Origin of the sequence: Pseudofrankia coriaricola, assembly GCF_001854805.1 — a bacterium.
GTDB lineage: Bacteria > Actinomycetota > Actinomycetes > Frankiales > Frankiaceae > Pseudofrankia.
The window spans coordinates 86871-102879 of the sequence record NZ_MBLO01000262.1 but is presented as its reverse complement, the minus strand read 5'-3'; the positions used below and the strand labels follow the sequence as shown (position 1 = coordinate 102879).

Annotated in this window: 4 protein-coding genes; 3 read left to right on the top strand and 1 reads right to left on the bottom strand. The window is 68.8% G+C overall.

The window, feature by feature from the left end:
* Window positions 1–39: 39 nt before the first annotated feature.
* Complete coding sequence (locus tag BCD48_RS40055) at window positions 40–1029, top strand: HEAT repeat domain-containing protein (RefSeq protein WP_131804208.1); 990 nt, start codon at window positions 40–42, stop codon at window positions 1027–1029.
* A gap of 162 nt (window positions 1030–1191) precedes the next feature.
* Here BCD48_RS40055 and BCD48_RS40050 read toward each other — a convergent pair whose 3' ends face one another.
* Complete coding sequence (locus BCD48_RS40050) at window positions 1192–2991, bottom strand: lytic transglycosylase domain-containing protein (RefSeq protein WP_131804207.1); 1800 nt, start codon at window positions 2989–2991, stop codon at window positions 1192–1194.
* 1147 nt (window positions 2992–4138) lie between these two features.
* Here BCD48_RS40050 and BCD48_RS55205 point away from each other — a divergent pair.
* Window positions 4139–14326, top strand: coding sequence for a DNRLRE domain-containing protein (locus tag BCD48_RS55205; RefSeq protein ID WP_131804206.1), 10188 nt, complete (start codon window positions 4139–4141; stop codon window positions 14324–14326).
* A gap of 13 nt (window positions 14327–14339) precedes the next feature.
* Window positions 14340–14822, top strand: coding sequence for an SMI1/KNR4 family protein (locus BCD48_RS50930; protein WP_083419933.1), 483 nt, complete (start codon window positions 14340–14342; stop codon window positions 14820–14822).
* Window positions 14823–16009 lie beyond the last annotated feature (1187 nt).

Here is a 16009-nt window from a genome sequence, read left to right as displayed (position 1 = left end):
GATCGGGGCGTGGCTGACGAAGGCGCGGTCGGTGACGCCGTGGACGAGGATGAGCTCTCCCGGATGACATGGGAGGAATTGGAGACGTACTGGCGGGACCACGACGTTCGCCGTGTGCTGCCGGAGTTGCGGGCCCGGGGCGGGTTGGTGGTCGATGCCGTGCCGTGGCGCCAGTATTGCCATGCGTACGGGCGTGCTGATGATGTGCCTGACCTGCTGCACGCGCTGTCCGCGTCCGATCCTGCTGTCGTGTCGCGCAGCCTCAGCGACCTGTGGAACAAGGTCCGCCATCAGGGCAACAGTTCCGCCTCGGCGGCTTTGACGGTGCCGTTCCTGATCCATGTCGCCGCCAACCCGACCACGCACCGGCGTGCAGACCTGCTCCTGCTGGCGGCCGAGGCCGGCCATCGCAACCACTTCGGGCGCGACCTGCGCCAGGACCTGCTCCACGTGGTCTATCCGCCCGAGGAGAAGGGCTTCGTCGAGGCGGGGCTGCCTGTCGAGTGGACGTTGGAGGCGGCGCGTGCGGCGATCACCGCGGACGTTCCACTGCTGATCCCGCTGCTCGACGACGCCGACGTGGCCGTGCGATCAAACGCGGCGTATGCACTGGCCACGGCACTGACGGCGCCACCGGTGGTGTCGCGGGCGCTGCGAGCGCGGCTGGCGGTGGAGGACGACGAGCCGGTGCGGATCAGCGTGGTGCTTGCGCTGGCCCAGCTCGCGGTCGAACGGTCTGCGGCGGCAGGGGCCGTGGCGTGGGCTGAGCAGCTGTGGACGGGCGAGGACAACCCGATCGATCTTCGGTTCGCTGGCGCGTTGGGCTGGCTGTGCGCGACCGCGGCGCCGCCTCCCCAGAGCCTGCTCGACCTGCTCACCACGGCCACCACGGCGGCGATGGAGCAGTGGATGCAGCAGGTCCCGTGGCCGGGCGACATCGCCCGGGAAGGGAGCCTGGCCGCATGGCTCGCCGCGTTTCTGAACAACGCACCGGCCGAGGAACCCGAAAACCCATTCGCGTTCCTCTAGACGACTCCGCCACGTCGAGGCGTGGGTGGTCCAGCGCTACCAACCGGCCGCACGCCCAGGATGCGGAATCAAGGATTGAGCCGGGTGCCCGCCGGTCGTGGACGACGTCACACGCTCAATCCGGCAGCCTACGTTCAGCCTTTGCGCGCAGCACAGTGATGATCATGGCGTTGCCGGCGTCCAGGCTGGAGTTTCGGGGCTTGGGCTGGTTGCTGGGGGTGGTGCTGGGCTGCTGAGGGTGGGCGTCGGTGGGGCAGGGGTGCTGGGGCGGGTGATGCCCGCGATGGTCAGGGTGACCAGGGTCTGGGTGGGACAGCCGGTCGGCGTGTTGGTCAGCGCGACGGTGATGGTGGTGGTCTGGCCGGGGGCGGTGAGGTGGTCGAGGGGTAGGCGGGTGAGCAGGGTGGGGCTGGTTGGTGATGTGGTGGGGATGGTGGTGTCGGTGGTGGTGAGGGTGTGGCCGGTGGTGTCGCGGGCTTCGGCGTGGATGACGGCCGTCGGCCCCGTGCCGGTGCTGTTGGTGGTGGTGTAGCGGGCGGTGATGTCGAGGGTGGTGGTGTTGGTTGTCGCGGCGAGGGTGCTGGTTGTCAGGGTGATCGCCGCGCAGGTTGGGGTCGTCGCGGTCGGTCGGGCAGATGGAGTGGTTGGCCGTGGTGTCAGGTTGATGATCGGGAAGGGTGTCGGTGTCGGGTCGGTGGTGGTGGCGGGTGTGGTCGGGGTCGGCGTGGGGGCGGTGCCTGGTGTGGGGTTGGTGATCGGGGTGGGGGTGGTGTTGGTGTAGCCGGTGGTCCAGGCGAGGACGGCGCGGACGTAGGTGTCGGAGGGGTTGTAGGCGTAGATCGCGGCGTAGAGGTGGGTGGGGTTGGTCAGGTCGCGGTGGTAGGCGCAGAGGTAGGCGGCGGTGGTGAGGGTGGCGTCGTCGATGTTGTTCGGGTTTTTGGTGGTGTCGTGGTTGCCGTCGCGGCTGGTGGTGGTCCAGGTGGTGGGGAGGAACTGCATCGGGCCGATGGCGCGGTCGTAGGTGGTGTCGTGGTCGAGGGTGCCTTTGTCGGTGTCGGGGATGCGGGCGAAGCCGTTGGTGCCGTTGAGGCGGGGGCCGAGGATGGCGGGGGTGATGGTGCCGTCGGTGGTGGTGGTGTGGCCGGTGGCGTGGTTGGTTTCGATCTTGCCGATGCCGGCGAGGAGTTGCCAGCGCAGGTGGCAGCCGGGTTGTTCGGTGGTGAGGGTGGTGGCGGCTTGTTGGTAGGCGGTGAGGACGCGGGCGGGGATCTGGCGCTCGGTGGCGGTGAGGCGGACGAGGCCGGCGGTGATGCCGGGGGACGCGGCGGCGGTGGCGAGGTTGTCCGTGGGGACCTGGCTGGTGGTGCCGTCGCCGCCCGGGGTCGTGAGGCTCGCGGGTAGGGCGCCGGAGCCCAGCAGCGGCAGGACGTAGCCGCTGTTCGCGGTGGGTGGGGTGGCTGAGGCGTCGTGGTTGCCGAGGCCGAGGGGGGTGTCTGCGCCGGACAGCAGCGCGATGAGGAGGGCGGGGATCCCGAGGGCGGGCAGGCCGACGGCGTGCAGCAGGCCGATGGTGCGTGCGCGTGACCTGCGATGGCGGTGTCGGCCGCCAGGCCGTCGGGTTGGCGGGTCGTCGGCAGTCGGCGTCGGCGAGTTGGTGCCCGCGGTGTCGTCGGCGGGGGTGTCGTCGACGCTGGCCGTGGAGGCGGCGCCTGGATTTGCGATGCCGGCTGGGCCTGTGGCGCGGGTGGCGGGCGTTGCGGTGTCGGGGTCGCCGGGACCGCCCGATGGCTCGCGGGCGGATGGCACCTGGGCGGCGGTGCTGTCCGGCGTGGTTGGCGATGCCGGGGTGAGGTCCTGGGTGGTGGGTTCGCGTCGCGCGCGGGGCGCCGGATTTGCGGGAACGGGTGGTGCCGGGATGGCTGGCGTGCCTGTTCTGGAGGAAAGGCGGTCGCGGCGGCTCACCCGTCGGCTCCTTCCGCTTCGTCTCGCGGACCGGCTGGGAATCCATCGTCGACGTGCGCGGGCAGGGTGGAGTGCCCGGCGGACGGGGGTGCCGGTCGCATTGTCAGAGTCGGTATGGGGTGTGGCGGGCCAGGGCACGGGAATGCGCGGCCGGTAAACTTCTGGTTTCGTGGAGAAGGCAGGCCGGATTCGAGAAAAGCTTGTCTCCCGGATCGCCTGGTGGCCGCCGGTCGAGTGGCGTGTGAGGTTGTGGTGGTCGTGGCGCGACGGGTATGGGGGCGGTGAGCCACTATGGCAGACCGTGGGGCGGTCTGACCAGTGGTTGGCGAGAAATCCCGCACTGAGCTGTGGGCGCAGTGGCTCTGTCCGTGTGCAGCCGGCCTATGTAGCTCTCGGTGGCGATGCTCGCTCTCGGTAACGAACCCTGGAAGCGATCAGCGGTCGGACTAGTTCTTCCTGTCGTTGACGGACTATCTCCGTGGGTGGTAGCCGCGCACGTGGTTCCTCTTGGGGGGCGGGGTTCCTGGCCGTCGGCGTTGATCCTCTGCTGGGATGCGTGGGAACCGCTTGTGAGTGAGCTGTGAAGCGTGCGATGCTTCCCGGCGCACCGCCAGCGCGGCTTCGGTCGCGTGGGTGTGACCCTTGTTCTCCCGCTGGTCTCCCTGGATTCATCCCGGGTGCCGGAGGCTGTTCTCGCCGTGCACGGCGCTGTGCCGGATTCCTGCCGCTGTTCCCGCCGTCTCCTAGCTGATCTGTGCTGCCCGCATGCCGCCAGCCACCCGCTGGCGCGGCGTCTGGGCAGGTCACCGGCGCTGTCGCCGGCTTTCACCGCCTGCCAATGGCAGGCGTTGTCGCACCCGGTTCTCCGGTGGCCGGTGCGGCCAGGCCCTCGCGCGCCCGTACTTCGTGGTGCGCATTTCGGCGGGTCTGCCGCGCCTACCTCGCGGTCCTTCAGCGGGGACGCGGTGAACAGGCCGGGTGGGTAAGGCCGTCGGGCTCGCTGCGTGTCCGGGGGCTGTGTTCCGCATGGCTCGTGCCTTTTCCTGCGTACTTGTTCGGAGCTGTGATGACCGGCCGGCACCTTTCCCCGCGTCGCCCTACGTCGTTTGGCCGCCGTATGTGGCGGCGGCATCTGTGGGTGCGCCGGGTGGCGCTGCTGCTGGTGCCGGTGTTGGTCATGACAGCGGTCGCGCTGGTTGTGATCGACCGGGTGACGCAGCCGGGGATGGTGCCGATCTCCGAGCAGAACCCGTTTCGTGACGGGAACGTGAAGCTGCCGGAGTCGACCTCGGGTAGCGCCGCGAATCGGGGCCATGAGGCGCCGACGAGCGTCACGCAGGCGGGGGCGGGGTCGTCACCGAGCGCGGCGGCGGTGCGCGGCCGGGTCGGCGAGGTGCCCGGGGCGGTGCCGGTGACGCCCGAGACGGCGCCGCGCAAGATCGACTATTCGAAGGTGACGCTCACTGCGGACAGACCTGCCGCGGGGACACCGTCCGCGGGTGGCGAGGCGGCCAAGCCGCTGCGGGCTGGCATGTCGATGCCGGCGACGCTCGCTCCTGGGGCGCGGGATCCGGGGAAGGTGCAGCAGGGCCGGGTCGAGGTGCCCGGTGGCCGTACCGAGAACGCGACGGAGTTCAGGAACCCAGACGGCACGCACACGGCCGACGTGTCGATGGGCCGTGAACGTTTCCGGGACGCCAAGGGCGACCTGGTCGACATCGACACCGCGTTGGTCGCCGGCGACAGGGGCCGTTTCCACAGCCGGGCCACGCAGCTGCCGGTGGATATCGCCGGGTCGGCGAACGACGCGCAGCTGGCGCGGGTCGATCTCGGCGGTGGGGTGTCGGCTGGGTTCGCGCTGGAGGGGGCGGCCGCGTCGCGTGCCTCGGTGAAGGGGTTCACGGCCTCGTTCCCGGGGGTGCGCACGTCGTCGGACCTGCAGCTGCATTCCACGGCGTCGGGGCTGGTGGAGGTGATGGTCCTGCACGGCGCGGACGCGCCGACGACGTGGACGTTTCCGCTGGCGCTCAGTGGGCTGACGGCGAGCATGGACAGGTACGGCCAGGTGGTGCTGGCCGACAAGGACGGCAAGCCGCGGGCGTTGATCCCGCACGGGTGGATGCAGGACGCGGGCACGTCGGGTGCGGCTGGTGGTCCGGCGATGTCGACGGGGGTGACCTACAGCCTGGTCGACGGGCCGGACAAGGGCCAGGTCTCGCTGCGGGTCGAGTTGGACAAGGCGTGGTTGTCGGCGCCGGAGCGGGTGTTTCCGGTGCAGGTGGATCCGCCGGTGACGTGGTTGGACCCGGCGGGGGATGACACCTATGTGTCGTCGTTGCACCCGTCGACGCCGTTCAGCTCGGAGTGGACGCTGAAGAACGGCATGTATCTGACGGACGTCAACCGCAGCTACATTCATTTTGACGGGCAGCCGGAGTTGACGGATGCCAATGTGCTGGGTGTCGATGTCTATCTGTACAACTGGTTGTCGGCGCAGTCGTGTGTTCCGAACCCGGTGTCGTTGCGGGAGGTGACGCAGAGCTGGGATGGCACGTCGATGACGTGGCCGGGGGCGGCGGTGGGCCCGGAGGTCGCGCAGAGCTGGTTCGCGTACAGCTACGACACGGCGTGCGGTCCGAACTGGGGGCATTTCAGTGACCCGCGGCTGACCGAGCTGGTGGGGGACTGGGCGGACGGGAGCAAGCAGAACACCGGCCTTGAGGTGGAGACGTCGTCGACGAACAGCGCGGCGTACAAGGAGTTCTACTCGGCGAGCTGTCTGTGTAACCCGGCGGATCCGCCGACGGACCTGCGCCCGCACATGGCCGTGACCTGGTCGCCGTATGGCGCGGACTACGAGTGGCCGTCCGGTTCGCCGCAGTGGTCGACGAACGTGACCGCGAACAGTCCAGGTGAGATTCCGATCCGGGTGACGAACACCGGGCAGTCGACGTGGCCGGCCTATGGCAACTACAAGCTGTCCTACCACGTGTACGACGCGTCGGGCACGACGGAGCTGGTGCACCAGGGTGCGGTGACGGAGCTGCCGACGTCGGTGGCCCGTGGCGAGTCGATCGACCTGGCGGCGGCGGTCGACCCGCTGCCGGCCGGTGACTACGTCATCTACTTCGACATGGAGGACTGGGGGACGGCGTGGTTCTCCAGTCACGGGATCAGTGCGTTCGGGTTCCAGGCCGAGTCGTCCGCGGTCGCCGCGCCGGGGATCGTGGACTCCTCGCCGCTGGATGGGGAGCATGTCCCGACGCTGCGGCCGGAGCTGAGCCTGACCGGGTCGACCGGTGGGCTGTCGTACGAGTTCCAGATCTGTGACGAGCCGGATGCGCAGTCCGGGAACTGCTGGGATTCGGGCGGGTTGACGTCGAGTTCGACGTGGAAGGTGCCGGCGTACGCGCTGGAGTGGGGTGAGGCGTACTACTGGCGTGGCCGGGTGAGTGATGGTTCGGCGGCCTCGGGGTGGACGCCGCCGATAGCGCTGGTGACGGATGTGGCCGCGCCGGTGACGAGTCAGCATTTCGGGACCGACCCGTATGTGCCGTCGGTGGCGTCGGTGACGCCGCTGATCGGGAACTACACGGCGTCGACGACGGACGTGTCGGTCCCCGCCGTGGGTCCGGCGTTGACGCTGACCCGCACGTACAACAGCCGTAACCCATATGTGGGCCTGTTCGGGCAGGGCTGGTCGTCGCAGTGGGACATGAACGTCAAGGCCGACGACACGGGTGAGGGCAACCTGGTCGTGCGCTATCCGGACGGCCGGGAGGGAAGGTTCGGCCGGAACTGGGATGGCAGTTATGTGTCCCAGGACGGCTACTACTCGGTCGTGCGGGCGCCGTCGCCGCGGGTCGCGTCGTTCACGGGGCCGGATTCGAACAGCTCGCTGGGTGACACCGACACGGGTGAGACGTGGACGGTCCTGTCGGGTTCGTGGGGTATCGAGGACAACGCCGCGAAGCTGGTGAGCGCGGGGAGCGGGTCGCGCAGCCTGGCGGTGATGAACGCCGCCTCGGACGGCACGATCCGGTTCACCGTCCCGACCGCGCAGGACCGGGTTGGTATCGCGTTCCGTGCCCAGGACAACAACAACTACTGGTCCCTGTACGTCAAGCCGTCGTCGGGCGCGTTGGTGCTGGCGAAACGGGTCGGTGGCACCGAGACCACGGTCGCCACGTATACGGGTGCCTGCTGTTCTGCGGATGACACCTACGCGATCGGGATGGCCGGGTCGGTGCTGACCGTCTACCGCAACGACCGGGTCGTCGGCAGCGTGACGGACGGTCAGTTCTCGACGGTGACGCAGGCCGGGCTGTACGCGTCGACGACCGGTTCGGGGCGGATCGGGTCGGTCGTGATGGTCGACGACCAGCACCGCGACACGTTCACCAACGCGAACTCGTCGACCGGTCTGGGCTGGACCGACAACGGCGAGAACTGGCAGTCCGGACAGGGCACCGGCGCCGGCACCTGGGGCACCTCGAGTAACGCCGCCTACCTGGCGACAGCGTCCGGCGACCGGAACCTGGTGACGGTGCCCGCCGCCGCCGACGGGACGTTCACGTTCAAGGAGCCGGTCGCGCAGGCCGGTGTGGGCCTGGCGTTCCGCTACGCCGACGCCGAGAACTACTGGCGCCTGGTCGCCCAGCCCGGCGCCGGCGCCTGGCAGCTGGTCAGGCGGGTCGGCGGCACGGAGACCGTCGTCGCGACGTCGGCGGGCGGCACGTGCTGCACCGCCGGCGACACGCTGACGATCACGACGGCCGGGGCGTCGATCGTTGTGGCGCGTAACGGCAGCCAGATCCTGTCCGTGACCGATACCGCGGTGCTACACGGCAGCCGGGTCGGCCCGTTCGCCGAGGCCACCGGCGCTGGCCGGATCGACGACTTCTCCGCGACCGCCGCCACCGTCCTCACGGACAAGACGGGTACCGGTTACACGTTCCGTTCCGATGGCCGGCTCGCGCAGGTCGTCGACGTCGCCGGCCGGTCGCTCACGCTGAACTACGACACGTCGGCGAAGCTGACGTCGGTCGTGAACAACACGACCGGGCGGACGCTGACGCTGACCTGGACCGGCACCCACGTCACCACGGTCGCCACCCCGACGGTGGCGGCCTACTCCGGCCCGCTGAGCTGGACCTACGGGTATTCAGGCGACAAGCTCACGACCGTCACCGGGCCGCAGTCGACCAACCCGACGACGTACGGCTACAACGGGTCGGGCCAGCTGACGCAGACGACCCTGCCCGCCGGCAACGTCGACGCGAAGATCGGCTACAACGGCGATGGCACGGTCGCCTGGCGTGAGGACGGTGAGGGTAACCGGACCGAGTACGCCGTGCTCGCGACGTCGCCGAACCCGATCATCCGGGTCACCGATCCTCGCGGCCATGACGAGGACTGGGAGTACCACGGCGGCCAGCTGATCTCGCACCGTGACGGGTTCGGTGACCGGCGGTTCGTCTACAACGATCGTGGGTTCCTGTCCCAGGTCACCGACGAGAACGGCAACGTCGTCCAGACCGCGACCGACGACCGCGGCAACGTGATTGCCCGTACCACCGCCCGGGCCAACGTCTACGGCACGCTGTGGACGAACACCGAGTACTACGAGTACTACGACGGCCCGCCGGGCGACCCCCGCGACAACAAGATCACCATCTTCCGGGATGCCCGGTCCTCGTCGCCGACGGACGACACCTACGCCACGACGTACGAGTACAACCCCTACGGCGACCTGGTCAGCCAGACCACGCCGGCCACCGGCGACTTCCCGTCCGGGCGGACCGAGACCTGGGCCTACTCCGACGGCACCGAGAACGCCATCGACGGCGGCACGATCCCCCGCGGTCTGCCCGTCTCCTATACCGACGCCCGCGGCAAGGTCACCGCCTACGGCTACAGCTCGAAGGGCGACCTGCGCCACGACCAGGACCCGGCCGGCCTGGTCCACGACTACACCTACGACGAACTCGGCCGGCGGCTGACGTCGAAGGAGACCTCCGACAGCTTCCCGTCCGGCCTGACGACCAGCTTCACCTACTCGAAGCTGTCACAGCTCGCGACCATCACCGAACCCGCCGCGGCGAACCTGATCACCTCGGTGACACACACCCCGGTCACGACCAACACCTACGACGAGAACGGGAACCTGACCGAGACCGTCGTCTCGGATGCGACCGGCGGTGACACCGTCCGCACCACGACCTACGACTATGACGACGATGACCGACAGACCTCGGTGACCGAGGCGGCCGGTACGCCGATCGAGGCGACCAGCGAGGTCAGCTACGACGAGAACGGCAACGTCGCCACCTCGACCGACCCGAACGGCACCGTCGTCGAGTTCGGCTACACCGAGCACAACCAGCTCGCGACGACCACGGTCAAGGACTTCGTCGACGACCCGGTCGCCGGCTCCGAGGCGCGTGACCTGCTGGTGGAGTCCCGCGCCTACGACCCGGCCGGCCGGCTCGCCTCGGTCACCGACTCCCTCGGCCGTACGACCAGCTACACCTACTGGCTCGACGACCGACCCCACCAGGTGATCTTCGAGGGCTACCACGTCCCGGACTTCACCGTCGGCGAGCTGTCCAACACCGAGACCCGGAACATCGTCCTGGAAGACCACGGCTACGACGCCGCCGGCAACGAGACCTCCACCACGGCAGGCGGCGGGCTGCGCGCGGTCACCGCCGGCTACGACGAGGCCGGCCGCAACGCCTGGACCAGCGTCGACCCCGAAGGACTCAACCGCTGGACCACGTACGACTACGACGCGGTCGGCAACCTGCTGGCCTCCACCCACGGCGCCGACGGCACCTTCGCGACCGACCGCGTCGAGTACGGCTACGACGACGCCTCCCGACTGGCGTCCACAACCGTGCTCGGGGACGGCACCGACCGGTTCACCGCCGCACTCACCCGCGACGCCCGCGGCTTCGTCACCAGCACCGTCGACCCCCGCGGCTACACCGACGGCTCCCCCTTCAACTCCGCCTACGTCACCGACCAGGTCACCGACGCCGCCGGCCGGCTCACGCAGAGGGTCGCGCCGCCGGTCCAGGTCGAGCAGAACGGCGCCGCCGCGGCGACGGACCGGCCCTCGGCGGAGGTCGGCTACAACACCTTCGGCGAGCTGACGCAGAGCCGCGACGCCCGCAACCAGGTCACGACCACGTCGTATGACGCGCTCGGCCAGGTCACCCAGATCACCCACCCGTCCTACACCCCACCCGGCGGATCGGCCATCACGCCGACCGAGTCGTGGACCTACGACGACAACGGCAACCCACTCACCCACACCGACACCCGCGGGCAGACGGTCACCACCGTCTACGACAAGCTCGACCGGATCGTGGCCGTCACCGACCCGCAGGTCACCGGCCAGCCCGAGGCGGGCGTGAGCCGCTATGTCTACGACGACGCCGGCAACCTGCTCGACACCGTCGACCAGAACGGCGCGTGGACGATCTACGCCTACGACGACCTCGACCGTCTCTGGGCATCCTCGCCAACCGAACGCTCCCCACTGCAGGCGTTCACCACGTACATCGACCATGACGACGCCGGCGACGTCACCCGCACCCTGCGCCCGTCGAACTTCGCCACCGGCGCCTCGGCGACCGCCGTCTACAACGGCGCCGGCGATCTCACCGAACAGCACGACGAAGCCGACAAGGTCACCAGCTACACCTACGACCAGTCCGGCCGGATCACGTCCGTGACCGACCCGCTGGGCCGCTCCGCGCACTACACCTACGACCGCGCCGGCCGGCAGACCACCACCGAGCAGTACTCCGACACCGACACCCTGCTGCGCTCCACGTCGGTCGGCTACGACCCCGCCGGCAACGTCACGTCACAGACGGACCCGAACGGGCACGCCTCAACCTTCACCTACGACGCCCTGGGCCAGCTGCGCACGATCACCGTCCCCGTCTCCTCCGGCACCTCGATCACCTCCAGCGCCGGCTACGACGCCGCCGGGAACCGGACCCGGCTCACCGACGGCCTCAACAACACGACGACCTACACGTTCAACAGCCTCGGCCTGCCCGAGAAGACGATCGAACCCTCCACCACCGCCTACCCGAACCTGGCCGACCGCACCTGGCAGGTCTCCTACGACGCCGGCGGCCTGCCCACAGCGCAGCTGGAGCCGGGCGGTGTGATCCGGGCCGTCAGCTACGACGAACTCGGCCGGGTCACCGCCGAGACCGGGTCCGGCGGCGGCGCCACCGCCGCGTCCCGCGCGATGAGCTACGACCTGGTCGGCAACCTCGCCGAGGTCGACGAACCCGGCGGCGGCTCCCAAATGTTCGGCTACAACGACCGCGGCCTGCTCACCGGCGCCTGGGGCGACGGCGGCACCTCCTCCTTCGTCTACGACGAAGAAGGCCGCACACTCCAGCGCGCAGACCCCGGCAGCTGGTCGGACTACTACTACGACGCCCGCAGCCGCCTCGTCGCCGTCGGCGCAGCCATCACCGGTGACACCCGGGGCTACGACTACGACGACGCCGGCCAACTCACCTCCATCGACTACCACGGCGGCACCGGCGCCACCCAGACCTTCGACTACGACCAACTCGGCCGCCTCACCGACGACACCCTGGCCGGCCCCTCCGGCACCCTGCGCGACCAGACCTACGCCTACGACAACAACGACAACCTCACCTCCACCACCATCACCGGCACCGGCACCGGCACCGGCACCGGCACCGGCGTCGCCGGCGCCGGCACCCAGACCTACGGCTACGACTGGGCCGACCGGCTCACCTCCTGGACCAACCAGTCCAGCGCCACCACCACCTACGGCTGGGACGAGGCCGGCAACCGCACCTCGACCGGTGGGACGACCGCGACGTTCGACGCCCGCAACCGGCTCACCTCCGACGGCACCGCCAGCTACACCTACACCGCCCGCGGGACCCTCTCGACCCGGACCGCCGGCTCAGCGACCACCACCACCGCCTTCGACGCCTTCGACCGGCTGACCAGTCACACCGCCGGCCCGACGACGACGTCGTACAGCTACGACGGCCTGGACCGGATCGCGACCCGCAACACCAGCCGCCAGTTCCTCTACGACGGCCTCGACCTCGAACCCGGCATCGACGGCAACTCCGCCTACGCCCGCGACCCCTCCGGCGCCGTCATCGGCGCCGGCACCGACGACGGCGCCTCAGCCACCATCCAGAACCTCCACGGCGACACCGTCGCCGCCTTCACCACCGACGGCACCCTCACCGACACCAAGAACTACGACCCCTTCGGCCAACCCCTCACCCCGGGCAACACCAACATCCAGACCGGCTACCAATCCAGCTGGACCGACCCCGACACCGGTCTCGTCAAAGCCCAAGCCCGCTGGTACAACCCGGCAACCGCCACCTTCCTCACCCGCGACACCTACTCCCTCGGCTGGACCGGAACAGCCGCCGACAACCGCTACACCTACGCCGGTGGGAATCCGCTCACCAACAACGACACCACCGGATACGCGAGCGACAACGGGCACTGGGACTATGGCTACTGCAACACCGGCAGTTTTCTCCACCAGGCGACTGGCCAATGCAAGACCTGGATTCCTGACAAATCGCCGCCGCCAGCCAGCGCCACCAACGATCTTCGCTCGAGCAACGATGTGCCATGGGGGACCCTCGTCCTTACCCCCCGGCCTCCCTCGCCGCCCACAGTATTCGTGGTGATCGTTCCTAGGCCTGCCGGGGGAGGAAATCGGACCCAAAGCGCACCGAGCAAGCCAGCCACCACTACGTCAGGCCGTCCGGCGACAACAACCAGCACTGGGTCCGCCGCAGCCGGCGCGGCGACCACGAACCGACCGGCCGCCGCACCCGTCGCCTCACCGGCGGCGCCCGCAGCGCCAGCGATCACGATCGATCTCGCCCAGTGGATCGCCGCGACTCCGAAACCGTCGACGCTACCGGCGGACGCCGCAGCGGCGAGTTCGTTCGTGGTCCTGCCCGTCAACGCCCTGCCGGTGGGCGCGCTGCCCATCGCCGCTCCGGCTCCTGGGACCAATCCCGCCGCCGCTCCGGCCGCTGCCTACACCCCAGCCCGCGCCGCGGACCCGGTCTACGGGTACGGCGACAGCACCATCCTCATCGCCTACGGCGTCGCGTCTAGCCCAGGCCAAGACCCCCTCGCCACCACCGGCGCCCCTGACCGGCCTCAACCGGTCGAAAAGAACTGCGACGCTTGGTGCAAATTGAAGGGCGCTGGCAGCGCGATCGGTCACACCGTCACCAGTGCTGCCACCGGCGCCTGGAACTACACCCGGAACCACCCAGTCGACGTCGCACTGAACGCCGCCATGATCGGGCTCGCGTTCGTCCCGGTCGGCGGTGAGCTCGCCGACGCCGCCATCATCGGCTGGCGCGCCGAACGCGGTATCCAGTCCGGCATCACCCTCGCCCGAACAGCCGAAGCCGAACCCGAAGCAGCAACCGCCCTCCGCGGTATCGGCCGCGCCCTCGAAAACTGCGCGACCGGGAAACCCGGCGGCAACAGCTTCACCCCCACTACCCCTGTCCTCCTCGCCGACGGCACCACCAAACCCATCGATCAGGTCCACGTCGGCGACAAGGTCCTCACCACCGACCCCGACACCGGCAAAACCGAACCCCACACCGTCACCGCGGTCATCGTCGGCCACGGCGACAAACAACTCGTCGACATCACGATCCACACCGACCACGGCCCCGCCACCCTCACCGCCACCAACGGCCACCCCCTCTACGACACCACCACCCACACCTGGACCACCGCCGACCACCTCACCCCCGGCCACACCCTCCGCCAACCCGACGGCACCACCGCCACCATCACCACCACCCACCTACGCCACCAAACCACCACCGCCTACAACCTCACCATCGACAAGATCCACACCTACTATGTGGAAGTCGGCGGCGCAGCCGTCCTCGTCCACAACTGTGGAGTTGGCGAATATGATATTGTGCGCTACCGTCCAAGTAATGCACCACTAGAGAACCATCATGGAATTATGGATGCGTGGGCGAAAAATAACGTTCCTGGTTACGTAAGTCGCGCATCTGACAACCCCACAATCGCGCTCAGTAGTGCCAATCACGGTGCGACAAAGGTAGTGTTCCGCGACTGGCTGGAGGAGAACTACGGTGCGCGTGTTGGGGTAAAGGTCGATTGGGCATCGATTGGTCCTCGGGAGATATACTCACTCTCGGAGAGAATGTTCGACGCCGCTGGTGTGCCGCAAGCTGCGCGAGATGCATATTATGGCGGATTCAACCGGTACATCTACGGTCTAGGCTGATAGGGAGAACAATGTGGCCATAGCCCCATTGGTTGGAAGAGCCTCTCGGGCTGTCGGCTGCCGCGTATACCCTCCCGCTGGCCCGGCTACCCCGCCGGCTGACCTGAGAATCCCCGAGGACCTCGCCGCCTTCTACGAAATCTGTGGGGGTGTCGATCTCTACGCGAATCACGACTACGCCCTCTCTATCGTTGGGCCAAATGATCTGCGGTCGGCGAACATCGCTATCTTGGGTGAAGACTACCCAGGCGACATATCGTCGTCCTGGTACACCATCGGAGTGACACCTGATCGTGAGTACCTGAGCATAGATTTGTCCGCAAGGCGCAACGGTCGATGCTATGATAGTTTCCACGAGGTCCACGGCCTAGTTGGCTCGTGCCCGATCATAGCGTCCAGCTTTACGGAGCTGCTTGAGAGACTGCTTGAGTCGAGTGGCGGACGCTGGTACTGGCTTGATCCAGACTTCGTCGATCTCGGTGACGCCTACGACTAAATTCGGACGCCCTGGCCAAATGATGCAGTGCCAGAAGGTGCGGCGTCTCTGGAGGCCACGAGGAACGGACCGACGACTGGAATCTTAGCGGCGCGGAAGCTGCGCGAACAATCGTGAATCGAGCACGAATTTTGCGCACGCTGCGGCACGTGGCGGCATGGGCGTCCTCGGGGGTGGCGGCGTAGCCGCCACCCCCATAGGTGCACGGAGGGTCGCGGTGACCCCGGGGGGTTGTAGTTGCTCCTGCCTGGGAAGTGCACCGGCCTTCGGTACGGGCCGGCGCCGGAGACGGTGCGGGCAGGTCTGCCGCAAGCCGGTTCAAGGTTGACGGTAGGTACCTCGCAATAAAACTTCACGACAATCACCAAACCGAAAATAATCATGGATGGGTGGCTGCAGAAACAGCCGTCGAACGGCGTCCTGGCGTCGTGGGAGAGGGCTTAGCGCGCGATGTGCAGCTGGCCTTTGGGGTACTGAGAAGGCATGTGGTCTGGTTCCATTTGTCCTGGGCGGTGCGTGGTGTGGGGAGGTCGTAGATCGCCGAGTCGAGTCCGACCTGGATGCACAGGTCGGCAACGCAGCGCGCGAGGACCGCAGCGCCCGCTCAGGCGTCGGTGTGAGCTGGCGGGTAAGGACGGTGTGGATCTGGTCGACGGAGCTGGCGGCGCCGGGTCGTGGGCGAGGTGGCGGGCGCGGTAGATCGTCAACGCTGCGACCGCGTCCTCCCAGCCGGTTTGCTGGGGTCCAGTCGTGGGTCGCGGGCCGGCGCGGGTCAGCAGTGCAGCTGATGGGGCTGTGAGCGCGGCGGGGCGGAGCGCGGTTTCGGCGGCGACTTTGGCGCGCCGCAGCGCCACCTGGGGTGGGAGACCGGCGCGGGTCAGCGCGAACCGTGTCCCGTCTGGCGCGGCCGTCCTGGTGGGTGATGCGAACGACGGCGCGAGCAGCGGCGCGGGCGGCGCGTCGACGGGCACTGATGGCGCGTGGCGCGGTGCGTCCGGTTCGCGGTCCGGTGCGGTCGCGCCGGCGCGGTTCGCGCTCGCGGCGATGGGCCGATGTGCCGGGGCGGTGGCGAGGCGCCGAGCGTCGAGTTCGGCGGGGCTGTGCGTAGGCGGAGCTGGTGGACGGCGTCGGCGTCGGGGTCGGGGTCAGTGGCGAGGCGTTCGGTCCGGGTGCGGGCGAGCCGGTCG